21 protein-coding genes and 1 pseudogene are annotated in these 24,612 nt (G+C 49.3%); 17 read left to right on the forward strand and 5 right to left on the reverse strand.

Annotated features, from left to right (window positions below; genetic code table 11):
• The first annotated feature begins 60 nt into the window (after positions 1-60).
• Positions 61-909 (forward strand): acetoacetate decarboxylase family protein, encoded by an 849-nt coding sequence (locus FIV45_RS02555; RefSeq protein ID WP_099472847.1) that lies wholly within the window; start codon positions 61-63, stop codon positions 907-909.
• Positions 910-987: 78 nt separating this feature from the next.
• Here the strand turns inward: FIV45_RS02555 and FIV45_RS18390 are convergent, their stop codons facing one another.
• A complete protein-coding gene (locus tag FIV45_RS18390; protein ID WP_165777008.1) occupies positions 988-1,137 on the reverse strand; it encodes a hypothetical protein in 150 nt (49 codons plus the stop codon).
• Positions 1,138-1,343: 206 nt separating this feature from the next.
• On the opposite strand from FIV45_RS18390, the gene tnpA reads away from it, so the two are divergent.
• Positions 1,344-1,760 (forward strand): IS200/IS605 family transposase, encoded by a 417-nt coding sequence (gene tnpA, locus FIV45_RS02560; protein WP_099472853.1) that lies wholly within the window; start codon positions 1,344-1,346, stop codon positions 1,758-1,760.
• Positions 1,761-2,374: 614 nt separating this feature from the next.
• Positions 2,375-3,427 (forward strand): group II intron reverse transcriptase/maturase, encoded by a 1,053-nt coding sequence (gene ltrA, locus FIV45_RS02565; protein WP_204602200.1) that lies wholly within the window; start codon positions 2,375-2,377, stop codon positions 3,425-3,427.
• Positions 3,428-3,732: 305 nt separating this feature from the next.
• Here the strand turns inward: ltrA and FIV45_RS02570 are convergent.
• A pseudogene (locus FIV45_RS02570) lies at positions 3,733-3,839 on the reverse strand (IS1595 family transposase); the annotation flags it as partial.
• A 226-nt stretch (positions 3,840-4,065) separates the two neighbouring features.
• Here FIV45_RS02570 and FIV45_RS02575 point away from each other — a divergent pair.
• The 14 genes from FIV45_RS02575 (at position 4,066) to FIV45_RS02635 (ending at position 21,671) form a co-directional block, all read left to right on the forward strand.
• Positions 4,066-5,463: an MFS transporter gene (locus FIV45_RS02575; protein ID WP_099472855.1), complete on the forward strand. Its 1,398-nt coding sequence runs from the start codon at positions 4,066-4,068 to the stop codon at positions 5,461-5,463.
• Positions 5,460-7,898, forward strand: coding sequence for a M1 family metallopeptidase (locus tag FIV45_RS02580; RefSeq protein ID WP_099472858.1), 2,439 nt, complete (start codon positions 5,460-5,462; stop codon positions 7,896-7,898). Before FIV45_RS02575 ends, FIV45_RS02580 begins: the two co-directional genes overlap by 4 nt.
• Before the next feature lie 45 nt (positions 7,899-7,943).
• Entirely contained in the window at positions 7,944-9,185 is a 1,242-nt protein-coding gene (locus FIV45_RS02585) for a TolB family protein (protein ID WP_099472860.1), read from the forward strand.
• A 37-nt stretch (positions 9,186-9,222) separates the two neighbouring features.
• Positions 9,223-10,839 carry a class I adenylate-forming enzyme family protein gene (locus FIV45_RS02590; protein ID WP_139932294.1) on the forward strand — a complete coding sequence of 539 codons (1,617 nt, stop codon included), beginning with the start codon at positions 9,223-9,225 and terminating at the stop codon, positions 10,837-10,839.
• A complete protein-coding gene (locus FIV45_RS02595; protein WP_139932295.1) occupies positions 10,836-11,717 on the forward strand; it encodes an amidohydrolase family protein in 882 nt (293 codons plus the stop codon). The genes FIV45_RS02590 and FIV45_RS02595 overlap by 4 nt, the downstream gene beginning before the upstream one ends.
• Before the next feature lie 107 nt (positions 11,718-11,824).
• The gene (locus FIV45_RS02600) at positions 11,825-12,655 is read left to right on the forward strand and encodes an acetoacetate decarboxylase family protein (RefSeq protein ID WP_099471960.1); all 831 of its coding nucleotides are present in this window, start codon (positions 11,825-11,827) and stop codon (positions 12,653-12,655) included.
• A 58-nt stretch (positions 12,656-12,713) separates the two neighbouring features.
• On the forward strand, positions 12,714-14,117 hold the full coding sequence (locus tag FIV45_RS02605) for a M20/M25/M40 family metallo-hydrolase (protein ID WP_099471959.1): 1,404 nt from the start codon (positions 12,714-12,716) through the stop codon (positions 14,115-14,117).
• A 95-nt stretch (positions 14,118-14,212) separates the two neighbouring features.
• Positions 14,213-15,721, forward strand: a complete 1,509-nt coding sequence (locus FIV45_RS02610; RefSeq protein WP_099471958.1) for an aldehyde dehydrogenase family protein — start codon at positions 14,213-14,215, stop codon at positions 15,719-15,721.
• Positions 15,722-15,770: 49 nt separating this feature from the next.
• Positions 15,771-16,247, forward strand: a complete 477-nt coding sequence (locus FIV45_RS02615) for a MaoC family dehydratase (RefSeq protein ID WP_139932296.1) — start codon at positions 15,771-15,773, stop codon at positions 16,245-16,247.
• A gap of 85 nt (positions 16,248-16,332) precedes the next feature.
• Positions 16,333-17,385 (forward strand): SDR family NAD(P)-dependent oxidoreductase, encoded by a 1,053-nt coding sequence (locus FIV45_RS02620; RefSeq protein ID WP_139932297.1) that lies wholly within the window; start codon positions 16,333-16,335, stop codon positions 17,383-17,385.
• Between the two features lie 3 nt (positions 17,386-17,388).
• A complete protein-coding gene (locus tag FIV45_RS02625) occupies positions 17,389-18,585 on the forward strand; it encodes an acetyl-CoA C-acyltransferase (RefSeq protein ID WP_139932298.1) in 1,197 nt (398 codons plus the stop codon).
• Between the two features lie 731 nt (positions 18,586-19,316).
• Positions 19,317-20,372 (forward strand): branched-chain amino acid aminotransferase, encoded by a 1,056-nt coding sequence (locus FIV45_RS02630; protein WP_099470720.1) that lies wholly within the window; start codon positions 19,317-19,319, stop codon positions 20,370-20,372.
• Positions 20,373-20,430: 58 nt separating this feature from the next.
• Positions 20,431-20,577, forward strand: a complete 147-nt coding sequence (locus tag FIV45_RS18395; protein WP_165776841.1) for a transcriptional regulator domain-containing protein — start codon at positions 20,431-20,433, stop codon at positions 20,575-20,577.
• Between the two features lie 119 nt (positions 20,578-20,696).
• Entirely contained in the window at positions 20,697-21,671 is a 975-nt protein-coding gene (locus FIV45_RS02635; protein ID WP_099470719.1) for an NADPH:quinone oxidoreductase family protein, read from the forward strand.
• Between the two features lie 363 nt (positions 21,672-22,034).
• Here FIV45_RS02635 and FIV45_RS02640 read toward each other — a convergent pair whose 3' ends face one another.
• The 3 genes from FIV45_RS02640 to tnpB all read right to left on the reverse strand — a co-directional run bounded on the left by FIV45_RS02640 (position 22,035) and on the right by tnpB (position 24,575).
• Positions 22,035-22,610 (reverse strand): plasmid pRiA4b ORF-3 family protein, encoded by a 576-nt coding sequence (locus FIV45_RS02640; RefSeq protein WP_099470718.1) that lies wholly within the window; start codon positions 22,608-22,610, stop codon positions 22,035-22,037.
• A 35-nt stretch (positions 22,611-22,645) separates the two neighbouring features.
• On the reverse strand, positions 22,646-24,157 hold the full coding sequence (tnpC, locus tag FIV45_RS02645) for an IS66 family transposase (RefSeq protein ID WP_099470721.1): 1,512 nt from the start codon (positions 24,155-24,157) through the stop codon (positions 22,646-22,648).
• A gap of 70 nt (positions 24,158-24,227) precedes the next feature.
• Positions 24,228-24,575 carry an IS66 family insertion sequence element accessory protein TnpB gene (gene tnpB / locus FIV45_RS02650; RefSeq protein ID WP_099470717.1) on the reverse strand — a complete coding sequence of 116 codons (348 nt, stop codon included), beginning with the start codon at positions 24,573-24,575 and terminating at the stop codon, positions 24,228-24,230.
• Positions 24,576-24,612: the final 37 nt, after the last annotated feature.

Below are 24,612 nucleotides of genomic sequence, written 5' to 3' on the forward strand. Positions count from 1 at the left end.
CGGTGCCCTGAACCGCGCCAAAAATCATAAATATTCATTCATTTGAGAGGATTTGAAAAAATGAGTTATCTGTTTCGTCCCAACCACCTTTACCGTATGCCAACCCATTTTGGGCCGTCTCTAGGGGCGCGTCAAGGGGTAAATGGTCGCCGGTATGAGTGTATTGACGGCCCTAATGATCTGGTCGTCATGGCTACTTTTAAGGCGAATAAAGAGCAATTAGAAGCGTTGTTGCCGCCGGGATTTTCCTTGCGTGAGCCTTATACGGTGGTGTTGGATTTCAGTTTTATCACTAACATTGAATGGCTTGCCGGACGCGGGTATAATACTTTTGGTGTCTCAACACCTGTCACCTATCACGGTAAAGAAGGCGATGTGCACGGTGATTTTTCGCTGGTTCTATGGGAAAATAAGGCTGACCCCATTATTACTGGACGCGAAGATTTAGGGGTTGCGAAAATCTATTGTGAAATTCCTGAACCTCAATGTATTGGTAATGACATCATTTGTCGGGCCAGTTGGGATGGTTTTGAATTTGCCAGCCTCAAACTTTCAAACCTTAAAGAAGTCGACCCCGAAACTTTTGGCGCAGAGTCAGGAACAGCGAATGCTGTACCGTCAGCGGGGGGGCTATATTACAAATATATCCCGAAAACGGGTTGTCCAGGTGAAGCCGATGCGGCCTATGTGACGCTTATGCCTGAAGACTGGCCTAATATGAAAGTTCAGCAGCTTCAACAAGCTGATGCGGCGGTAAGTAGGTTTCGGGAAGCAACTTGGGAGCAGTTGCCCACTCTGGTTCATATAGTCAATTGTTTGTCTGACCTTACCCTTGGTGAATGCACGCAGGCTATCGTGGTAAAAACCTGTGGTGGTAAAGACCTTAGCGATGTGCGTATTGTACATTAAGTGGAGCAGAATATGACATTATCACAGCCGGTCAGTGGGAAAAGTAGGCGCAAAACATTTGGTTCGAAACCCGCCCTTTTATTGATGGTGATTATTCGAGGGCGTCTGGTCAGGATGTTTTTCAGACTGAAAACCCGGCGACCCTGAATGGGTCGGCGTTATCTTGCCCCGGATCAACGTAAGGCGCTGCTCGTTAGCGTTGCGGATCAGATTGATGCGGCCTGCCATGAACTGGCTTTGCTTGGCTCCCTCGATATGGGAATGCCGATTTCCATGTCGCTTGAACAGGTTGAGTTTCCATGCCTAAGGTTTAAACCCTCCGTCTTTAGACGGAGAGCTTCAGCAAAATCAAACGAATGATAATGTATAATCTCCAGAAATAAGAAAGCCAGTGAGCCGAAGACGAGCTTTCTTATTTCTGGAGATTATACATTATGCCATATGACAAAGGTTGCCACACTGTTTTTCATCACCGTTATCATCTTGTCTGGATTACCAAGTACCGATTTAAGGTGCTGCGAGGTACCATACGCGAACGGATACGGGAAATTATTTGGCAGGTCTGTGATGAACTTGGCGTTACGATTATCAATGGCGTTCTGTCATCAGATCATGTCCATATGTTCGTGTCGATCCCGCCTCATCATGCTGTGAGCAATGTTATGCGCAAGGTCAAGGGACGCTCTTCACGCAAAATACAGATGGAGTACCCCGAACTTCGAAAACGTTATTGGGGAAGGCATTTCTGGGCAAGAGGATATTTCTGTTCAACAAGCGGGTTGGTCACGGATGATATCATACTTCAGTACATTGATAAGCATGCTCCCAAACCTACCGACGTCAGTCGGTAGTGGTTTAGGTGCGCCAAGCATGGCGCACGGCGCGGAAGTGCCATTCACTGAGTTGTGGTGACTTAGTGATGACTTGGAGGTGAAAGTCCTCTACGGACCCCGATGACGGGAACCGTTAGCTCAACAGCAAGGGTGTCCGGGGCGACCCGGAATCTGAAGGAAGCTGTAGGCAAAGTTCCGGCCTGACGAACAGGAATCGTATATGAGGCGACCACATCCGGGCGAGGGATCCTGACGACCCAAAGCCCAATAGTCATCCAGGAGGATGTGGGCGTAGATGCGGCGGGTATATGGAACGAAGGTCGTGCACCTTACCTTGGGAGGTCTGTAATCTTGCCAATTGGCTACCGATGCTGCGAAGTATTGGGATGGGATTATAGAAGTCAGCAGAGGCCATAGTAGCGGGGCTAACCACCTTCGCGAAGGGCTGAACATGAAGTGTCGTAAAGGAAACTTGGGTCTTGATGAATAGATTAGATACAGACAGGCGAGATGAGAAGAGCGCCATCTCTACGCCAAAGGGTAGAAGCCAGAAGCTTTCGTACCCCGTAGAGAGGGTATCAAAATTCACAGCGCCCCGAAACTATTCCGGAGCGAAGGTAATAGAAGGGCTGATGGAACAGGTTGTCAGTCGGGAAAATATGATAGCAGCTCACCAGAGGGTCGTAAGCAATAAAGGCTCGGCAGGGATTGATAAAATGTCTGTGGATGCTTTGATGCCCTATCTGAAGGAACACTGGGTTGTTATCAAGGAGGACTTGTTGAAGGGGCGATATGAGCCTATGTCTGTGCGGAAGGTAGAAATACCAAAGCCGGGCGGCAAAGGGATGCGCATGTTGGGTATTCCAACGGTTCTGGATCGCTTAATTCAACAAGCTTTGCATCAAATACTGATGCCTATATTTGATTCTGATTTTTCTGAATCCTCATTCGGGTTTCGCCCGGGGCGTAGCGCTCAACAAGCCGTTTTATCTGCTCAGAGGCATGTTGTTTCTGGCCGAAAATGGGTTGTCGATATGGATTTGGAGAAATTCTTTGATCGCGTGAACCACGATGTGCTGATGGCACGGGTGGGGCGCAAAGTCAGGGACAAACGGGTACTTTGCCTCATTGGCAAGTATTTGCGTGTGGGATTAATGTCGGGAGGCGTTGTGATGGCAAGGAGAGAAGGGACACCCCAAGGGGGACCTTTGTCGCCATTGTTATCAAATATCCTACTTGATGATTTTGACAAGGAACTGGAACGACGTGGACATAAGTTCTGCCGTTATGCGGACGACTGTAACATCTATGTACGGTCACGGCGCGCGGGAGTGCGGGTGTTGGCATCAATAATCACGTACCTTGAAAAGCGTCTAAAACTCAGCGTTAACGAAGAAAAGAGCGCTGTTGATTTTCCTTCAAAACGAACATTTCTCGGATACTCTATGACAAGGGAGAGAACGGTAAGGCTTAAGGCTGCTCCGAGCTCTATTAAACGCTTGCAAGGAAAACTCAGAGAAATATTCCGTAGAGGAAAAGGACGTTCAATCATCAAAATCATTGAGGAAATCACCCCGATACTGCGTGGCTGGATAACGTATTTCCGGTACGCGGAGACGAAGCGCGTTTTTCAGGAACTGGACCAATGGATCCGTCATAAAATGCGGGTTGTTATCTGGCGCTAATGGAAACGAGCCAAGACACGGGCTCAGAATTTGAGGCGAAGAGGTGTTAGCGAATTTTTAGCATGCAAGGCAGCCTATAGCGGTAAAGGCCCTTGGGCCAGTGCCAAGGCAAGAAGCATGAATATCGCATATAATAACGCCTACTTCCGAAACCTCGGACTGATACCAGTTACGGAAATCCTCTATAACCTTCAGTACACATCATGAACCGCCGTATACGGAACCGTACGTACGGTGGTGTGGGAGGACGGCGGGAGAAATCCCGTCTCCTACCCGATTTGAGCTTTAGAATCTGGGTTATTAAATCACCAGTCACGCTCCTTTAAAAATAGCGAGAAATGCTTGGTAGGAATACCATTAACTTTCCGCACATGCTTTTTGCCTGGTTCCAAAAATTCTCAATCCCATTGATTATAAATATAAATTCGGAGTAGCGTCAAGTGATCGTGAGATATGCGGGTTTTTACTGATGCATTTTTATTTTTAATCAAAATTTTTTATTAAAAATAAAATATAACAAATTAGTATTTATCAAAAGTTAGACCTATGATAACCGCATAAGGCAAATTACAAAATGCAGCTTCATGTGTCGCGCAATAACCCTGATCATATATCTATAACTTATAGAGTATACAAAAATGAAAAATAATAACAATATGAAAGGGTGCTATCCCCCTTTGGGTCAGGCATGGATTTCAGTCTCTATTTTGTCCCTAACTTATTTGGTTTCCTTTATGGACAGACAAATTTTGATTTTGCTGATTGATCCGATTAAAAATGATTTACAGATCAGTGATACGCAAGTCAGTTTGTTAACGGGCCTTGCCTTCGCTATCATTTATACAACGGCCTGTGTGCCAATGGGACGGTTATCTGATTTATGGGTGCGTAAATATGTGATCATTGGCGGGGTGTTTTTCTGGAGCCTAATGACTATTTTATGTGGTTTTGCCCGTAATTTTTCCCAACTTTTTATGGCCCGCATGGGAGTAGGTTTGGGCGAGGCCGCCTTGACACCAGCCGCATATGCGATGATCGGCGATTTGTTTCCACCCCATAAACTTGCCCGCGGGATAAGCATTTTTGCGCTGGCCGGGTTGGCAGGCGGTGGTTTGTCGCTGGTTTTTGGCGGGATGGTGATTGGTTTTGTTGAACAGATAGGGACGCTGTATGTCCCTTTGATCGGGGAAATGCGTTCCTGGCAAGTTGTGCTGTTGGCAGTTGGCGGCTTAAGTTTTCTGATGATAATCCCGCTGTCGTGGATGCCTGAGCCAAAACGCCATCATAAGAAATTAGGCTCCCTGCAGGCTGGCACGGCAAATGAACCACAATCTGACGCGATGACATTTGCGGAGGTTTTGAAATATTTCTGGGGCTATAAAGCTTTTTACGGTCTGTTCATTTTGGGCTGTGCGATCAACAATGTTGCCGGATTTGGCCTTGCGACATGGGTGCCAAATTATTTTATCCGGGTTCATGACTGGAGCCCGTCGACAGCAGGTGTCACGCTAGGTACGCTTTATTTGATACCGGCCATTACCGGGGGGCTTGTGGCGGGATGGCTTGCTGACTTTTTATACGGTAAAGGGCTGCGCAGTGCACCGTTTACAATCATGGTTGGGGTCTTGCCTCCTATGATTCTGCTAGTTTCTCTGTTTATTTATATACCGGATGTTCAGATGAAAATGGGGATACTTGGGCTGTTTTATCTGTTCGAAACGACATACAGCGTGTTGTTCCCAACCGTTATCCTGATGGCGACCCCTTCGTTTATCCGGGCGCAGGTATCAGCACTTACTCTGTTGCTGGTCAACCTCGTCGGTTTTGGTTTCGGCCCGCTGATTGTGGCATTGGTCACGGATTATGTTTTTAAGGACAACATGGCCGTGGGGTCGTCGATCTTGACGGTAGGGGTATCAGCTTACAGCATTGGGGGGATGGTTCTCTTTTTTGCGCTCAAGCCGTTTAAAGCAAGGGTAATGGCTATCACGGAAGAAGCACCCCAAAGTGTAGCAGAAAGGAACGTGAGTTCATGATAAAAGTAGTTTTGAAAATAACAACAGTTCTGATTTGTTCCATGATGGTCTTTGGGCAAGTCTTTGCGGCTGGACCAACCAACTCCATATTTGATGATAAATTCCGCCAATTGGAAGAAATTCTGCCCACCCCCAACGGTCGCCGGACGGCATCGGGCATGCCCGGGCCGGGGTATTGGCAGCAACAGGTCGATTATAAAATAGACGTCCAGCTTGATGAAAATAAGCGCGATATCGCAGGATCTGTCCGGATCAGTTATCACAACAAGTCACCGGACACACTGGAATATATCTGGTTGGAATTGGGCCAAAACCGTTTCCGGGACGATGCCTTGGGTGAACAGTCCAGTGATTTCGCCGGGCTAAACTGGGGCGGCTATCCTAGCGACGAAACGGCAGCGACCCAAACCAAACCCGGTAAAATCAACCTCAAGACCTTAAGGCGCCAACAATTTATGGATGACCATCAATTAGGCTACCGTATACAGACTGTGACGACCGCGTCCGGCACGAAACTGCCCTATACCATTGTGGGCACCCTGATGCGCATTGACCTGCCCAAGGCCTTGAAACCCGGAAGCAGTTTTCGTTTTTCAGTGAGTTGGTCCTTTTCTATATTCGAAGCCAATGCCGTTGGCGGTCGTTCCGGTTATGAAACTTTTTCGAAAGACGAACACTCAGGCGGCAATGATATTTTCCTTATCGCACAATGGTTCCCGCGTTTGGTTGCCTATTCTGATTATGAGGGCTGGCATAACAAGGAATTTATACGCCGTGGCGAGTTTACCCTTGAATTTGGTAATTATGATGTATCCATTACCGTGCCAGCGGATCATGTTGTTTCAGCAACGGGGGAGCTGCAAAATGCAGGTGACGTCTTAACCAGGATACAGCGCACCCGTCTTAAACAAGCTCGCACAGCCACAAAACCGATTTTCATTGTGACCCCGCAAGAGGCGTTGGAAAATGAAAAGGCTGGTACAAGAAAACGCAAAACCTGGCGTTTTAAAGCGAAAGGAGTTCGGGATTTTGCATGGGCCTCGTCTCGCAAATTCATCTGGAACGCCATGGGTCATCAACAGGCGAGCAAGGACATGCCGCTGGTGATGGTCATGTGTTTTTATCCAAAAGAAGGGCAGGCACTATGGACCCCTTTCGCCGCCGCTGCAGTGGCACATACACTTGAGGTATATTCGCGTTTCACTTTTGATTATCCCTATCCGGTGGCGCAGGCGGTGAATGGCCCGAATGTGGTGGCTATGGAATATCCGATGATCGGGTTTAATTCCCCCCGTCCCACAAAGCAAGATGATGGTACGTATACTTATTCCCGCCTTGTTAAACGAACGTTGATCGGGGAAATTATTCACGAGGTTGGCCATAATTATTTTCCCATGATTATCAATTCGGATGAACGACGTTGGGGATGGATGGATGAAGGGTTGAACAGTTTCCTACAATTGATGGCTGAATATGAGTGGAACCCGGACGCCAGTGCCTATCAATGGAAACGGGGCGAGCCGGGTGCTATTACTTCTTACATGACCTCGCCCGGGCAGGTGCCTATTATGACTAATTCAAACAGCAGCCGCTATTACAGCTATTATGGCAAACCGGCGGTGGCGTTAACGATCTTGCGTGAAACCATTATGGGCCGCGACCTGTTTGACTTTGCCTTTAAAAAATTTGCCGCTCAATGGAAGTTTAAGCGCCCGACACCAGCTGACTTTTTTCGGGTGATGGAAGAAACCTCTGGCGTTGATTTGGATTGGTTTTGGCGCGGCTGGTTTTATTCAACGGATCATGTTGATATTTCACTGGACCGTGTGTCTGCCTTACTCCTTGATACCAAAAATCCCGACGTTGATTTTGTGCGCAGACAAGAGGAACAGGCTGGCAAGCCCGAAGCCGTGACTGTCCGCCGTAACCGCGCAGAGGGTCGAGCGCCCCGTATTCTGCGCGAGCCATGGTTGAAAGGCTTTTATGATGAAAATGACCTCTTTACCATCAGCAATCAGAACCGCAATCAATATCAGGATTTCCTTAGTGATCTCAATGAGATCGAACGACAGGTGTTCCAGCGCGCGCTCAAGGAAGATAAGATATATTATGTTCTCGAATTCTCCAACAAGGGCGGGCTGGTTATGCCCATTATCCTGCGCCTGACCTATACGGACGGCAGTATGGAACGGATTCAACTGCCGGCGGAAATATGGCGTAACACGCCCGGTCAGGTTAAAAAATTATTGATCAGGGACAAGGAAATCAAGTACATTCTCGTCGACCCCGATCTGGAAACCGCTGATGCAGACACCGAAAACAACCACTACCCGCGCCGGATTATACCTATGCGTCTAGAAACGTTTAAGGGAGGAAAGAAGGCCCGTGACCTGATGAAGGATATGAAGGCCACGCTGAAGGTTGACCCCAAATAACCGCCCCATCCTCTCTGAAAAAATACTCAGGTTTGAAGGCCAAACATGTCGTATTACAAATTTAATAAACAGGTGCTGTTCTCCCTTATCACTGTCGTGATGGGTGGGGTAAGTCTTCCGGTTGAAGTGTGGGCAGCATCTTCAAATTCTGCTCCTGATACGGTATTACCGCTTAAGGCGGACCGTAAAGTATCTTTTGAAACGAATGAAGGCACTTGGATGTCGGTGGATGTATCACCCAACGGTAAGACCATTGTCTTTGATCTGTTAGGTTATTTATATGTGCTTGACATTGAGGGCGGACAGGGAAAGCCGATTTTAGAGGGCATGGCGTTTGATGCACAGCCTGTTTTTTCACCTGATGTCACATGGACCGCATTCATCAGTGACCGCTCCGGTAGCAAAAACTTATGGATGGTCAATGCTGACGGGACAAACCCACAGCCCCTCACTCATGAAAGCGAGATGCAGCGGTTCACGTCTCTTGATGGGGACTATGTTTGCGTGTCTCGGCAGTTAAATATTGTTTTTGGTGAGCTTCATGTGTGGATGTACCATAAGAATGGCGGCAGTGGCGTTCAGATAACAGGTTTGGAGCAAAAACATACATGGGATATAGGGGCTGAACCAACGCCGGACGGCACCCACCTTTTTTATAGTCAAATGATCGGTATCGATTCAAGCAAAGCTAATATTATCCGGAAGAACCTAGAAACAAGAGAGGATGAGTATCACATTAGGGGCTTCAAAAAGGCCATGCGGCCACGGGTGTCTTCTGATGGAAAGCTACTGGTATATATAACCTGCACAAATGCCTATACGGAATTACGGCAGCGTGACTTGCAAATAGGCGAGAAGAAGAAACTTCTTCCGCAGATAGACAGGGAACCTAGATCCTTCGCATCACAGGATTTTGTACCAGGCTACAGCTTTACACCAAACAGTCAAAAACTAGTAATTTCCTTGGATGGTAAAATCCATCTACGTCAATTCATTAAAGACCGAGTCACTCAAGGTTTATGGCTGCATGAAAGCGAGTATATCTTTGACAAGGCCGCTGCCGTCGGTGGTGAGATATTTAGGGCTGGTGGGAAGATAGGTGTGGGCAGTCACGGAAACCTTACAGGCCTTGGTTATCATTGGGAATCGCAGGCATTAGCTTTCGGCGGCCTAACGCCACATGAAGTTCTGCAAATTACCCCCCCCACACACCGCAGTTCTGTAGAAGTGATTGGCCGCATGGCGGATGTGGGAGCAGGAAACCTAAATGACAGATATGCAATCTGAATTACTTGCTTCAAATTAACTAAATGACAGGCACAAAATGTCGATGATAAGAGTCTATACACGCATTTGCGATTACGTAACTAAATATACACAAGAAACCCCTGAGCGAGAGGCGGTTGTCTATGGCGATCAGCGAATAAGTTACGGTGAGCTGCAGGATCAAGTGTATCACTGCGCCAAGGCTTTATTGGCCATGGGGGTCAAGAAGGGCGATGTGGTGGCAACGCTTTGCACGCCCCGGCCTGAATATTGGGTTATATTTCTAGCCACCACAAGTATTGGCGCCATCTGGATGGGGCTCAACCCTAAATACAGCCTTGAGGAATGCCGATATATAATCGGGGATGCCAAACCCAAACGCCTGTTCGCCATGGCGGAATTTGAAGGGCGGGACTATAGCCCTATGGTGAGTAGCCTATTATCAGAGTTTGACTTTCTGGAGCAGGCGATTGCCCTAACAGAACCCATGCCGGGAGCGATGTCCTATGGGGTTTTCCTTGAGGGGGCAGCACAGATAGAACGGGATATTTATCAACAGAGCATCAGTGCCGTTGATACTATGGATCCGGCTTTACTGGTCTATACCTCGGGCTCCAGCGGCAGGCCTAAGGGAGCGCTATTGTCCCACTATGGATTATGCTTTGGCGCCACAGCACAGAACCAGCACTTTAAGGTCACGCAGCCCAGTATCATCTGCAGCTTCCCGATCAATCATGTGGCCTGCGTTGCAGATACCTGCTGCGTTATTCTGGTGGCTGGCGGAACTATATATTTCCAGGAGCGGTTTGATCCAACACTGGTGCTTAAAACGGTCGCCGCCGAGCGCATATCCCTATTGGGCGGTGTGCCAACCATGATATTGATGTTATTGGACCACCCTGACTTTAAGCAAACTGACCTTACCAGCGTGGAACTATTCATCTGGGGCGGGGCAGCTATGCCGGAGCCAACCATTATACGCCTGCAGAAACTGTTCCCGCGCCTGATGAATGTCTACGGTATGACAGAAACGGCGGCCAATACGACGTATAGCCGGGATGATGCCAGCCTAGAGCAATTGCGGGACACCATCGGTCATCCCAGTCCCTATATGCCCTGCCGGATTGTTAATACAGAAGGCAAGATCTGTGAGATAGGGGAGCAGGGCGAGCTTCAGTTCAAGGGGGACTATCTCCTGCTGGAATATCTTAACCGCCCTGAGGCGACGCGCGATGTCTATACCCATGATGGCTGGCTCCATACGGGGGATGTGGGTTACCTGCGGGACGATGGGGCCATCACACTTATCGGGCGTATGTCGGATATGTTCAAGTCGGGCGGCTATAATGTCTATCCCCGGGAGATAGAGCTGCTACTCGAAAGTCATCCATCTGTGGATATGGCGGCGGTCGTCGGCGTGCCGGACCCGCTCTATCAGGAAGTGGGCGCCGCCTATATCCAGTTGAAACCCGGGTGCGAAGCGACGGGAGAGATGTTGCAGGCCTTCTGCAAGGAAAGCCTCGCCAATTATAAAATACCCAAGCATTTTATTCTCACCGCCGAACTGCCCATGCTGCCCGTGGGCAAGGTCGATAAAGTTACGCTTAAAAAACGCTCTTTGAACCAGACAGATAATCCCACGACCTCACAATCACAACATCAGGTAATGATATGACAGACAATAGCCACAAGATAATCGACTTCCGCGTCCGCCTGCCGGAGGCCTTGCGTCCGGATATAGAAGTCCCTAAAGAGAATAGTCTGCAGTATGACGCTGTCCTGGGGACAAGTGATAAGTTTGGGGCCTCACAGACGACAGAGGCATTGCTGGCGCAGATGGAAGCTGCGGGGATTGATCATGCGGTTGTTCATGCTGAATATGAAGTAGGAGATCCGGCGGATGCTTTAAACCAGGCCGTGGCAGATCTGGTCAACGAATATCCGGCCCGCTTAAGCGGTATTGGGACCATCAGCATGAAGGACTTCAGTATAAAAAACGCTCTGAGGCAGGTTACGGAATGTGCCGAGAGGGGCATGATCGGCCTGTCTATTCAACCAGCTTTTTTTGGGATGACCATAAATGACAAGCTGCTCTATCCGATCTATGCCAAGGCCATAGAGCATAATCTGTTGGTCGCGCTGCATACGGGGGTAAATTACACCATGAACAAACCGATGGCCGGGGAGAACCCCATGCTTATTGATGAGGTATGTTGCCATTTTCCGGACCTGACCGTCGTGGCTTCTCATGCGGGCTGGCCGTGGATTGCCGAGATGGTTGCCGTCGCCCGCAAGCATCCTCAGGTCTATATGGAGTTCGGTGGCTTATCCCCCAAATATGTTGGTGCCCCGGGCAGCGGCTGGGAGGTGATGCACCGCTTTATGAATAGTGTGTTGTCACAGCAAATACTCTTCGGCACCGACTGGCCGGTGATGGATCACGCGCGGGTGATCTCAGAGTGGAAAGACCTCGGCCTTAAGCCTCATGTGGAACAAGCTTTGTTGGGCGGTAATGCAAAGAGGCTGATAAAGAAAATGGGGCATCCAGAATGATAGGTGGTAGAGCATTTCATCGCAATTGTTGGCACGTTGGCGTGTGAAGTGCTCATAGAGTAAAAATAAATTACAATTAAATATTAATAATTAGGAACAGAAGATTAATGACTTACGAATTTCATCCCGACAAATATTACCGTATGCCGACCCATTTTGGCCCGTCACTGGGCCCTCGGCAGGGGCTGGACGGCAGGCGTTATGCGAATATTGAGACATCAAAAGATGTTATTATTCAAGCAAAGTTTGAGGCTGACAAGTCTCAATTGGAAAAATTGTTGCCGCCGGGTTTTGCCTTGCGTGATTTCAGTATAGTAACGCTGACCTTCTGTTATATTACAGAGATAGAGTGGTTGGCAGGACGAGGCTATAATACCTTTGATGTTTCGATCCCGGCAACTTATCATGGAAAAGAGGAAACGGTACACGGCGACTTCACATTGGTGATGTGGGAAAATAAAGCTGACCCTATTATCACAGGCCGTGAGGATTTGGGTATAGCTAAAGTTTATTGTGAAATCCCTGAGCCTCAGTTTACCGGCAATGATGTGGTTTGCCGGGCCAGTTGGGATGGTTGTGAATTCGCCTCCTTGAAGTTGTTAGATCTCAAAGAAATACCAGCTTCTGATCTGCCGGAATCTGGAGCCTCAGAGGGAAGCCTTAGTTATAAGTACATTCCCAAAACCGGTGTTCCTGGTGAAGCAGATGTTGAGTATGCCACCCTTCTTCCAGACGTGTGGCCCAATGTTAAGCTTGATCAGGCTATGGCTGCGCAAACAGCCGCCATTCAGTTTCGCAAATCCACATGGGAGGAGCTGCCAACTCTGGTCCATATCGTCAACGCTTTGTCGGAACTTAAGCTTGGAAAATGTGTCGAGGCCCATGTGATGAGGTCTCATGGTTCTAAGGATCTTAGTGACTTGAGAAGAATAAAGTAATGAGGGCAATTCTTTTCACAGAATTAATCTGCAAGATTTCACAAGGAGGGCCTGCCACATGATTAAGAAAACAATACTCAGTACTGTAATAGCCTTATCAATGCTGATGACGCCTGCCATAGCCCGCTGTTCTGATGACAGGGTACCTTTTGCGGATAAAGCGCTAGAGATATTTAGAACAGCCGTTTCGCTACGCACGGCAAAAGGTCATGGTCAAGTGCCAAAGCTTGCTCAGTATTTGGCCAGAGAGTTTAAGGCAGGTGGTTTTGCGGAGGAGGATATCCATCTTCTGCCAATGGGAGATACGGCGGCTTTAGTGGTGCGGTACCGCGGTGATGGTTCATCGGGTAAAAAACCTATTCTCTTGTCGGCGCATATGGATGTGGTGGAAGCCCTGCCAAAGGACTGGGAAAGAGATCCATTTACTTTGATTGAAGAAGATGGCTACTTCTTTGGGCGCGGGGTATCCGATGACAAACAAGGCGTTACGGCACTGGCCATCAGTTTTCTGCGCCTTAAGGCAGAGAATTTTGTCCCAACACGTGATTTGATCATTGCCTTCTCGGGCGATGAGGAAACGGGCATGGGCACAACTAAAACCCTTATTCGTGATTTCAGGGGCCTTATTGATGCTGAGTTTGTGCTTGTTGCTGATGCTGGTGGGGGTGATCTGGCAGAAGACGGATCCGCAAAAGCTTATTTTCTGCAAGTGGGGGAGAAAATTCCAGTTAATTATGAAATGACGGTGTCCAATCCCGGGGGCCATAGTTCTCTGCCGCGCAAAGATAACGCCATTTATGACCTGGCTGATGCCTTGAAGAAAATTCAAGCTTTTAAGTTCCCGCTTCAATCAAATCAACTGACAAGACGATCTTTAAAAGCGGCCAGTGAGTTTGAAACGGGTGATATAGCAAAGGCTATGCGCCGATATGCGGAGGACCCTTATGACCCCTGGGCCAAAGACATTCTGAGCAACGCTTCGTCCCATATGTCGAGTTATATTAGCACCACCTGTGTGGCAACGATGTTGTCAGCGGGCCATGCGGCAAACGCTCTTGCGCAGTCTGCTACGGCAACGGTCAATTGCCGCATCTTTCCGGGAGAGGCTATGGATGCAACGCTCGATGCCCTTAAAAAGGCTATTGATAACGACACTATTCAATGGCGGGCGTCACATCATTCTGAAGCGATTGCAGCATCGCCTTTGAGGGATGACGTAAGCAAGGCGTTACGCAAAGCTGTTGATACCCTTTATCCCGGCACTAAAATCATTCCTTTTATGGCGCCTTATGGAACGGAAGGTAACAGATATCGAGAGGCCGGCATGCCAGCCTATGGCATTGATGGCGTCTTTATGGGCGTTAATTCGTTTGCCCACGGGGAAAACGAACGTATTCCCGTGAAAGGTTTTTATGACAATTTGCAATATTGGTACGTCTTGCTGACCGAATTATCTGGATAGGAAGTAAATAGTTTAAACTTTAAAGGAAGCTAAGTTCTTGATGGCTTTGGTAACTAAGGTTCTCCCGTTAGCCCGTAAAATAGAAGAGGTTAAATATGACTGATGCTTTAAAGCCGAACACATGGAATGACCGTGCCAGCGGGGTAGCTTTTGAATCCCGGCCCTTCATCGGCGGGGATTATGGCACGTCAACCAGCCGGGATGTATTCACCACAGAGAATCCTGCCAATAATGTGAAGCTTGCGGAATTCCCCGATGGCTCAGCGGATGATATTGACCGGGCGGTGATTTCTGCACGTAAGGCTTTTCGTAGCGAGTGGCAATATTTTGCGCCGGAACAACGCAAAATTCTCTTGATAACTTTGGCAGATAAAATTGAAGCTGCCAGAGAGGAGCTGGCGCTGTATGATTGTCTGGAGATGGGCATGCCTATTTCTATGGCATTGGAACAGGTGGATATGGCGGTTAGCTATATGCGGTATAACGCAGAGCTGGCCGACAAGATATATGGAGAGGTGGCCCCGGCGGACGCGGTAACTACGCTGGCCATGACCTATAAGCTCCCTCGCGGGGTCGTGGGGGTAATCTCTCCTTGGAACTATCCTTTGATGACGGCGATGATGGCCATAGCCCCCGCGTTGGCGGCGGGCAATAGTTTGGTTGTCAAGCCGTCTGAGATCGCACCTTCTTCGGCCTTGCGCCTTGCTGCAATCGGGGGTGAGGCGGGTCTTCCGCCGGGTGTCTTGAATGTTGTCCCGGGCCGGGGGATCAGTACCGGCGCAGCATTGGCAAAACATATGGATGTGGATAAACTCCATTTTACCGGCTCCACTAAGGTAGGGCGCCAGTTAATGGTCTATGCCGGCCAGTCCAATGCCAAGCCTGTGATGTTGGAAATGGGCGGCAAGTCGCCCCAGATCGTCTTTAAGGATGCCGTTGATATAAAAGACTTGGGCGCCACCTTGGCACAATATGCCTTTATGAACACAGGTCAGCTCTGTGTTGCCCGGACACGCCTTATTGTTCATGAGAGTATCAAAGAACAGGTTTTGGACTTAATGCGTAAAGAGACTAGGAATGTATTTACCATTGGCGATCCGTTGGATGAGAAAACCAGCTTTGGCCCCATCGCCAGTCGCAAGCAGTTTGACAATGTGCGCAGTTATATTGATGTGGGCAAGAAAGAAGGGGCCAATTTACAAACTATTGTTACGGGGGGCGAGATGCCTGAAGACGGGTGTTTTATACAGCCCGCCATATTCGATAATGCCCATAATGCCATGCGTATCTGCCAGGAAGAAATCTTTGGCCCGATTATGTCGGTGATCAGCTTCAAGACCGATGAGGAGGCGATTAGACTTGCCAATGATGTGAGCTATGGCCTGGCTGCTACGGCCTGGACAAAAGACCTGGGCCTTGCCCGGCGTTTGGCGCGGGACCTTGAGGTTGGATCAGTGGAAATCCGAGCGGCTGCCGGCGGCGGCGCCTCACCTAACGCCTTAACAGAAGAACCGTTCGGTGCATCCGGTCATGGGGCCGTAGGCGGCAGGCGGGGACTGGATCCATATACCCGGCTAAAGGCCGTGCAGATCATTACGGATTAATAGATCGACGATATTTTTTTGAATGGATATTCAACAATGAGAACTTAATATGACCAAGCTTAAAACCATTGACGACTTAATAAACCTCACCGACACAGAAATCGGTGTTTCCCCATGGGTCCAGCTGACACAGAAGAAGGTTGATCAGTTTGCACAACTGACCGAGGATCATCAGTTTATCCATATCAATCCGGCCAAAGCCCGCGCGGCGGGTTTTGACGGTACGATTGTCCACGGGTTTTTCCTGTTGTCCTTGATCTCCAAGTTCCAGTTTGACCTGATGCCGCCAATTGACGGGGTGTCTTCCATATTGAACTACGGCCTTAATAAAACCCGTTTTATCGCCCCGGTGCCGGTGGGCAGCCGAGTGAGAGGCCGGTTGAGCATCAAGGCGGTTACGGAGCGTAAGGCCGGACAGTATCTGATCACCTGTGAAACGATCTTGGAGATCGAAGGCCTAGAAATCGAAAGACAGGATAAGCCGGGCTTTATAGCCGAACATCTTGGCCTTGTGATAATGGCATAAGCCATAAAATAAACTATCCAGGAAAACATCCAACAATATATCCAGAAAAAACACTCAAAAAAATATTTAGGCAGAAAGAATTTATATGACGATTACATTTAAAGACAAAGTCGCCCTTGTGACGGGCGGCGGTAACGGCCTTGGCCGGGAATATTGCCTGGCTTTGGCGGGGCTTGGGGCGAGGGTGGTGGTGAATGACCTTGGGGGGACACTAGACGGTTCTGGTGGAGATTCAGCCGCCGCCCAACCTACTGCAGCTCAACCTACCGCCGCCCAACCAGCCACCGTCCAACCTGCCGCAGACCAACCTGCCTCCAATCAACCTACCGCCGCTCAACCCGCTGCAGCCCTTTCTGCTGCAGAAAAGGTCGCCGCAGAAATCCGCAGCCTTGGCGGTGAGGCGATCGCCAGCACGGCAGACATCACTGACTATGATCAGGTTAAAGGGATGACTGAGGAGGCCATGAACAAATGGGGACGCATAGATATCCTGATTAATAATGCTGGTATCTTAAGAGACAAGACCTTCAGCAAGATGAGCCCGGAGGACTTCCAGAAGGTGGTGGATGTACATCTGTTCGGCACCATGAACTGCACGAAGCTGGTCTGGGATATCATGAAAGCGCAGGGCTATGGCCGTATCCTGCTGACCTCATCATCCAGTGGCCTGTTCGGGAACTTCGGCCAGAGCAACTACGGGGCCGCTAAAGCGGCCATGGTCGGCCTGATGAATGTGCTGCATCATGAGGGGGCTAAATATGACATCCGGGTTAACTGCCTGGCCCCCACGGCAGCAACGAGGATGCTGGACGGATTACTCCCAGAGAAGGTCGAAGCCCTGATGGCGCCAAAGCTGGTGGCCCCGGGGGCCTTATATCTCGTCAGTGATGAGGCCCCGAGCAAGACGATTCTGGGGGCCGGGGCCGGAAGTTTCTCCGTAATACGCATCTCGGAGACCCCTGGGGTTTTCTTGGGCGGGGAAGAGACGACGGTGGATGACGTGGCTAAAAACTGGGCAACTATCAGCAATCCCGAAGGCCAGACAGAAATGGCGGCGGCTTTTGAACAAACCAACAAGTTTGTGGAACTGTCGGCCAAGGCCTTGGGCATTACGTTGAATACAGATAGAGGGAGATAAGTCATGAGAGAAGCTGTTATTGTCTCCACCGTGAGAACACCTATTGGTAAAGCTTACCGGGGGGCGTTTAATAATACGCCGGCGCCCACCTTAGCGGGCCATGCCATAAAGCATGCGATTATAAGGGCCGGTATAGACGGCGCGGAAGTGGATGATGTGGTGATGGGCTCTGCGGTTCAGATGGGCTCAAGCTTTATGAATGTGGCCCGCAACGCGCTCATTCGGGCGGGATTGCCGATCACGGTACCCGGACAATCCATCGACCGTCAATGTGCGTCGGGCCTGATGGCCATTGCCATCGCGGCCAAACAGATCATCTGTGATGATATGACCGTCACCATAGGCGGGGGGGTGGAGAGTATCTCCCTGAACCAGACGGCGGATATGTTTGTGATCAAGGATCCCTGGATTATACAACATAAGCCCGCGCTTTATATGACCATGCTGGAGACGGCAGAGATTGTCTCACAGCGCTATGGCATCAGCCGGGAGGCTCAGGATGACTATGCGCTGCAAAGCCAGCAGCGCACGGCCATGGCCCAGGAGGCGGGGAGGTTTGATGATGAGATCGTCCCCCTGCCGTCGGTGATGAAGCTTCAGGATAAAGCCACAGGGGACTGGTCCGAGACAAATGTGCTGCTAAGCAAGGATGAAGGCAACCGTCCCCAAACCACATTGGCGAACCTGCAAAAGCTTGTCCCTGTTCAAAGCCAGGGCCAGGAAGTGCAGGAGGGGAAGTTTATCACGGCCGGCAATGCCAGCCAGCTGTCTGACGGGGCGTCGGCCTGCGTGATTATGGAAGCCTCGGAGGCGGCCCGTAGAGGCTTAAACCCTTTGGGCATCTACCGGGGTATTGCGGTTGCGGGCTGGGAGCCGAGTGAGATGGGCATCGGGCCCGTCTTTGCGATCCCCAGGCTTTTGAAGACACATGGTTTGAGCATTGATGATATTGGCCTTTGGGAGTTGAATGAAGCCTTTGCCTGTCAGGTTATCTATTGCCGGGACAAGCTGGGTATTCCGGGTGATCGCCTGAATGTGAACGGCGGTGCCATCTCCATTGGTCACCCTTACGGCATGAGCGGCGCCCGTATGGTGGGCCATGCGCTGATAGAAGGCAAGCGGCGGGGGGTTAAATATGTGGTGGTCACCATGTGCGTGGGCGGCGGCATGGGGGCGGCGGGCTTGTTTGAGGTGGCGTGAAGATAGAATGGCAAGAGTAGGATTATGAAAAAACGTACTGTGCTTGTTGTAAAGGAAAAAAGAACAAATGACGTTTAAGAGTTTGCTCATCGCCGCCTCCCTCTGAACCACCGTACCCAGGGTAGAAAAATAACGTTGGCTATAGCGGATATGAAGATGAACGATAAAACTGACATGAATCTGCAAGAGAAATACGGGAAGTTGCCGGGATTAACAGGAGGATTTGCTATCCGATTGCGTTGGTTATGGTTTTGATAGCAGCTATCTTGATAGTGCAGCTGTCATCCGGGTTGTTTGAAGGGATTATGCAGGATCTGGCTGACCAGTTATACCAGAAAAAGAAGGCGCTTATATCCCCCTTATTATGATTGGCAACATGATCAGCAACAAGGCGGCAGGTAAAGGATTACCGCAGATAAAGGATTATCGCAGGAGATTATATAGAGAATAACAAATGTCACATTCTGTAACCAGAGCAGCCTCTTCCCGCAGCGTCAATGGCTGAACCTAGGGAGCCGTTGATGGGTAAGGACTGGGTGCGGGTTCCCTAGAGCCTGTCACCCCATTGGAGTATTAAACGGCCGGGTGGAATATGGCGATGTCGGGTGGAATATTAAACGACAGGACACAACGGTGACGACTGCTGACTAAAACACTTTAATGAACAAGATAATGCGTTAACGCAACAGACAAAGCCAACAGATTGAGATCGGAAACCACAGGACCAAGTAATGTTAATGAAAGCCAACCAGAGAATATTAGATGCCGTCGCCAACCTGACCTTGCCTAAGGACCGAACCTTTGGCAAGGCGGTGCTGCCGATTGTTTGTACGGCGCGTTATGAGAACGGTGCCTGGTCTGAGCTTGAGCTGAAGTTTGATGCGGATGTCCAGGTCTCTTCCGGATCCCCAGCTGTGCAATATGCCCAGAGTATATTTGAGGGTATGAAGGCCTATTGGATGGATCAGGAAGAGCCACAGATCTTCCGGCCCCATCACCATGCGGCCCGTTTTAAGATGTCCGCCGAGCGGCTGTGTATGCCGCCAGTGCCAGAAGAGATGTTTGTGGCGGCGGTAAAAATGATCACCTGTCTTTATAAAGATATTATCCCCCGAGAGGTCAATAGCGCCCTTTACCTTCGCCCGTCCCTTTACGGCGATGATTATTCCCTGAGTATTGAACCCTCGGACAGTTATCGCTTTACCGTCCATGCGGCGCCGACGATCCCTTTCTCTTTGGAGATGATGTCGGTATTGATTGAGCGGCAGCATATCAGAGCCTCACTGGGCGGCACGGGTAATGTCAAGGCGGCGGGCAACTATGCGGCGGGTTTTGCGTCTCTTAAAAGAGCCCGGGCTCTGAACTGCGCCACAAGCCTGTGGCTTGATCCCCTTGAGGGACGCTTTATAGAAGAACTCTCCCTGATGAACTTCTTTATTTTCATGGAGGGCGGGCTCTATACGCCAATGATGCAGGATAGCTTTCTGAGCGGCATCACCCGCCAGTCTCTGATCATGCTGGCCTATGAGCTTGGGATCAGGACCGTGGAAAAAAAGATTGATATCAACGGCCTGATTGCCCGCCTCCTGAAAGGAGACAATATTGAGGCTTTCTCCACCGGCACGGCCGCTGTGGTCTCCCCGATCAGATCATTGAAGGAAGCTGACGGGACGGAATATGTCTTCGGAGAAACCCCGGGGTCCATAACGCAGACTTTAAGAAAGCAGCTTCTTGATGTTCAGGAGGGCCGGGCCAAGGACAAGTTCGGATGGATGGAAACGGTGTGACAAGTTTATCCTGTCTCTCAGTTTCCAGAAAGATACTTATAAATGACGAGGTTGAAAAATGACTGATAACAACAAAAAAGACAAGACAACCGATAAATATGACGGTATTGAAAGTCAAAATTCTTCTGCCTGGGCTTGGGAGTTCCTGAAGCGTAATCCTGAATACCGGAAACTAAAACCAGTTACAAAAGATGATCCGGAATGAAAAGCCATGGTTAAATATAGGAATGAGCCATTACTATTAATTCAGGGGTCTATTTATGGGATGACCCAAAAAACAATTGGGGTTTCTCTAAGTTATTTTCGTCGTTTTTTGGTGTCGTTATGAAAGCTATTATTATTCGCGAGTATGGGAGTTTAGAGACCTTAAAGTTTGAAACTGTTGATGACCCCATAGCCCGGGATAATGATGTTATAATAGATGTTAAGGCTTGTTCTGTTAATTTTGCTGACAGTTTGATGGTGGAAGGGACCTATCAGGTCAAGCCACCGCTGCCGTTCAGTCCTGGCCTTGAAGTCGCGGGCATTATTTCTGAGGTCGGCAGGCAGGTTTCTGATTGGAAAATAGGGGATAAGATTTTAGCCCTGACCAACTGGGGCGGGTTCGCTGAGAAAGTCGCTGTCTCCGTAGATCTCTTATGGGCCATACCGGATAATATGCCTTACGAGCATGCAGCCGCCTTTGTCATTGCGTATAGTAGCAGTCATGTGGCCCTGGATTATCGGGCGAGACTTCAGAAAGGCGAATGGCTTGTTGTTAATGGGGCTGGCGGGGGCGTTGGCCTGGCGGCAGTTGAAATAGGGAGATTACGGGGGGCACGGGTGATAGCAACTGCGGGGTCTGAAGAGAAGCTTGCCATAGCCCGTGAAAAAGGCGCTCAATTCACCATCAACTATAGACATGAAGATATCAGAGATAAGATTATGGATATTACGGAGGGGCAGGGTGCAAATGTGATCTTTGATCCTGTTGGAGGTGATGTCTTTAGGCAGTCTTTCCGCGCCATGGCACTGGAAGGCCGTATGTTGGCAATTGGTTTTGCCAGTGGAGATGTACCGCAGGTCGCCGCCAATCATCTTCTGGATAAGAATATTAATCTTATTGGCTTTTATTGGGGAATATACAAGCAGTTTAAAAAAGATGTTATGAGAAACTCTATGGCCCAATTATTTGAGTGGTATAAAAAAGGCAAGATTGTTCCGCATATCGGTGATGAGTTCCCCTTAGAGAGAACTGCAGATGCCATCATATCATTACGGGATAGAAGGTCATTGGGGAAGGTGATCGTAAGAATTTAGAAGATAAAGTGATTTTACGGTAGTGATAGGGACTTTGCCACAAGGTCACCTCCAAGCTGATTCTAGGACCCGTTGAAATGACCAGACACATAGCGCCCGAGAAAGACATTCCAGCCGTACATTATCCGGAGAGAGAGCCCTATCCGGGGTTTCTGAAGACTTCGGGCCCCCGCAACCACTAAAAAAGGTAGTAATCATAACAGGTTACTGCCTTTTTACGTTTCTGACCACAGCCTCTTTCTATATCCAAAAGGTACCATATAGGTACCAAATGAAAAGGTAACAGAACGCTGTAGAAAGTAAGCGGTTGCCCACGACCCCCCTTGACTTATTTTGTATTTGATATGGAGAAAGACGGTTTCTCTATTTCTTTGATTTCCGAGTTTTCCATTTTTTGGCCAGTTGTAGAACTTCCAGCTTCAACTCATCAGTGTCGGGGGTATTGGGGTCGAAGTCTGAGCCATACCATGCCATAATATTCTTATGTTCAGGATGTTTCGGATCGGCTATTGCTTCCAGAAAATGTTCATAACCAGGAGGACCGCCAACATCTTCAGGCGGACATTTTCCAGATAAAGCGATAAGCTTAGGGTACAGTTCTCCCGGTACAGGATTGATAATTTTGCCCAACTTGATTTGATGATCCCAGCCATCCCCAAAGTCATAAATATAATTCAGGCTTCGGATGCCGGTATCTTCTATCACGTCCAACAATGTGGTTTTATCAGCCGGTAATATATCGCTGCCAAAGTCCGGATCTGGCACCCCCCAATTAATATTTGCCGCCATAAATTCATAAAGGTGGCAGTTATGCCAGCCCATGGCGGCTTGAATGGTCAGATGCAGTCGATCAAGGCGGATATTAACAGGAACCTTAAGGGTTCTCGTCACTGCTGGATGGATATAGTTCAATGTGATTTTCAATTCGATGATACTCATGCTGCGCTTTCCATCCGAGATTGTTGATTAAAATGTCAAGGGAGTAGTTCTTCTATACGGTTGATTTTATGATCTGCGATACGGCTGAGGACATCTGTGAGCCAGGCTTTCGGATCAACGCCATTAAGTTTGGCTGTTTCAATGAGCGTATAGGCAATGGCCGCAGATTTGCCACCCCGATCAGATCCCATAAAAAGATAATTCTTACGACCAACTGCAATAGGCCGGATTGATCTTTCAGCCGTATTATTATCCAACTCCAAAAAGCCGTGTTCCAGATAAGGCGTCATGCGTTTCATGCGGCTGAGAGCATAGCGAATGGCTCCGGCGAGTGCGGATTTTCCTGATTTGCACGCGTTCAACTGGGTTTGCAGCCAGATTTCCAAATCCTCAAAGATTACTTTGGCTCTGGCCTGCCTGATTTCTCTGCGGTCTTTCGGCGGCTTGCCCCGTGCAAATTCTTCGACTTTATAGAGTTCAGCGATCCGTTTCAGGGCTTCAGCGGCAATATCAGGGCCTGAAGACTTGTGGATATCAAAGAATTTTCGACGAACATGGGCCATACAGGCCATCTCCGTTACCTTGCCCTTATCGTAAAGTTTATTGAACCCGGTATAACCATCCGCATGCATCCAGCCTTCATAATCTGCCAGATGCTCTGCCGGCCACTTTCCTTCGCGGCTCGGGGTATAGCGGTAATATACCGCAGGGGAAGTGTCTCCCGCCCCCGGATTGCCATAAGGCCGTTCATCGCGGACATAAGCCCAGAACCGACCGGTTTTGGTCTTACCTGTTTTTGGGGCTTGAACCTGAACCGTTGTATCATCGGCGAAGATAGCCTGGCCCTTTTTGACACGGCGACCGATGGCTTCCGCCAGAGGCTCCAGCAGAGTGGCTGATGCGCCAACCCAACCGGCAAGAGTGGACCGGTCAATCTCGACCTTCTCCCGGGCAAAGATCTGGCTTTGGCGATACAGAGGAAGGTGATCGGCGTATTTTGACACCAGTATATGGGCCAAGAGACCCGGCCCCGGCCTGCCCCGGTGGATAGGACGCGACGGCAGGGGAGCCTGATGGATTTTATCACAGCAGCTGCAGGCTAATTTGGGCCGCACAAAGCGACTGACCCGGAAACGACCGGGGATATATTCCAACTCTTCGGTAATATCTTCCCCGAGGGTTTTGAGCTTGCCGCCGCACCCATCACAAGCCCCGCCCGTGGCCAGTTCGGGGGAGATAATCTGTTCATCCCGGGGCAGATGGTCGGGCAAGGGTTTACGTTTTGGTTGGAGGCGTCGGGTTTCAGGCAGGTTTTCTGTTTCCCGGGGCTGATCCGCCGCCGCCGCAATCTCTTCACATTCCAGAACCAGTTCCAGTTGATCAAGAGCTTCTGAACTGGCGCCAAAATTCTGTCTGCGCAAACCGGATAATTGATGTTTCAATTTCTCAATGAGAAGAGCTTTGGAATTAAGGTCAGCCGCCAAACCTGCAATGATGGCTTTCAGTTCATCGACATCATCGGGCAAGTTTTTAAGATCATTTAACATGCCCATTATATAGCATGTCAGGCCTCATAAAAGAACCGGAAAATACCCAATATTCCCTTATTTTATAACATTATCCCGCCGCAAGCGGCTGCCATGTCCGCCGGGGTATCCGCCAGTCAATTCCTTCCAGTAACATCGATAATTGTGCCGGTGTTAAAATGATTTTACCGTCTTTGGCTGAAGGCCAGACAAACCGGCCATATTCCAGACGTTTTGAAAACAGGCAAGCACCTTGCCCATCCCACCAGATGATTTTGATCAAATCCCCTTTCTTCCCCCGAAAGACAAATAAATGACTACAGTAAGGGTCAGATTTTAACTGCTTTTCCACCAAACTGGAAAGCCCGGGAAAACCGCGCCTCATATCTGTTCGTCCTGCCGCCAGCCAGATTTTGGTATTACTCGGAACAGGGATCATGCCGATGTCCTTAGCACAGATAAAGCCTCAGCCAATA

This window comes from Paremcibacter congregatus (assembly GCF_006385135.1).
In the GTDB taxonomy this organism is placed as follows: domain Bacteria; phylum Pseudomonadota; class Alphaproteobacteria; order Sphingomonadales; family Emcibacteraceae; genus Paremcibacter; species Paremcibacter congregatus.

Coding starts and splice junctions, on each gene's coding strand:
- FIV45_RS18395 (WP_165776841.1), top strand. CDS start 20,431: ATGACTGATAACAACAAAAAAGACAAGACAACCGATAAATATGACGGT.
- FIV45_RS02610 (WP_099471958.1), top strand. CDS start 14,213: ATGACTGATGCTTTAAAGCCGAACACATGGAATGACCGTGCCAGCGGG.
- FIV45_RS02640 (WP_099470718.1), bottom strand. CDS start 22,610: ATGAGTATCATCGAATTGAAAATCACATTGAACTATATCCATCCAGCA.
- ltrA (WP_204602200.1), top strand. CDS start 2,375: ATGGAACAGGTTGTCAGTCGGGAAAATATGATAGCAGCTCACCAGAGG.
- tnpC (WP_099470721.1), bottom strand. CDS start 24,157: ATGTTAAATGATCTTAAAAACTTGCCCGATGATGTCGATGAACTGAAA.
- FIV45_RS02630 (WP_099470720.1), top strand. CDS start 19,317: ATGTTAATGAAAGCCAACCAGAGAATATTAGATGCCGTCGCCAACCTG.
- FIV45_RS02595 (WP_139932295.1), top strand. CDS start 10,836: ATGACAGACAATAGCCACAAGATAATCGACTTCCGCGTCCGCCTGCCG.
- FIV45_RS02615 (WP_139932296.1), top strand. CDS start 15,771: ATGACCAAGCTTAAAACCATTGACGACTTAATAAACCTCACCGACACA.
- FIV45_RS18390 (WP_165777008.1), bottom strand. CDS start 1,137: ATGGCAGGCCGCATCAATCTGATCCGCAACGCTAACGAGCAGCGCCTT.
- FIV45_RS02635 (WP_099470719.1), top strand. CDS start 20,697: ATGAAAGCTATTATTATTCGCGAGTATGGGAGTTTAGAGACCTTAAAG.
- FIV45_RS02580 (WP_099472858.1), top strand. CDS start 5,460: ATGATAAAAGTAGTTTTGAAAATAACAACAGTTCTGATTTGTTCCATG.
- FIV45_RS02600 (WP_099471960.1), top strand. CDS start 11,825: ATGACTTACGAATTTCATCCCGACAAATATTACCGTATGCCGACCCAT.
- tnpB (WP_099470717.1), bottom strand. CDS start 24,575: ATGATCCCTGTTCCGAGTAATACCAAAATCTGGCTGGCGGCAGGACGA.
- FIV45_RS02620 (WP_139932297.1), top strand. CDS start 16,333: ATGACGATTACATTTAAAGACAAAGTCGCCCTTGTGACGGGCGGCGGT.
- FIV45_RS02605 (WP_099471959.1), top strand. CDS start 12,714: ATGATTAAGAAAACAATACTCAGTACTGTAATAGCCTTATCAATGCTG.
- FIV45_RS02625 (WP_139932298.1), top strand. CDS start 17,389: ATGAGAGAAGCTGTTATTGTCTCCACCGTGAGAACACCTATTGGTAAA.
- FIV45_RS02555 (WP_099472847.1), top strand. CDS start 61: ATGAGTTATCTGTTTCGTCCCAACCACCTTTACCGTATGCCAACCCAT.
- FIV45_RS02590 (WP_139932294.1), top strand. CDS start 9,223: ATGTCGATGATAAGAGTCTATACACGCATTTGCGATTACGTAACTAAA.
- FIV45_RS02585 (WP_099472860.1), top strand. CDS start 7,944: ATGTCGTATTACAAATTTAATAAACAGGTGCTGTTCTCCCTTATCACT.
- tnpA (WP_099472853.1), top strand. CDS start 1,344: ATGCCATATGACAAAGGTTGCCACACTGTTTTTCATCACCGTTATCAT.
- FIV45_RS02575 (WP_099472855.1), top strand. CDS start 4,066: ATGAAAAATAATAACAATATGAAAGGGTGCTATCCCCCTTTGGGTCAG.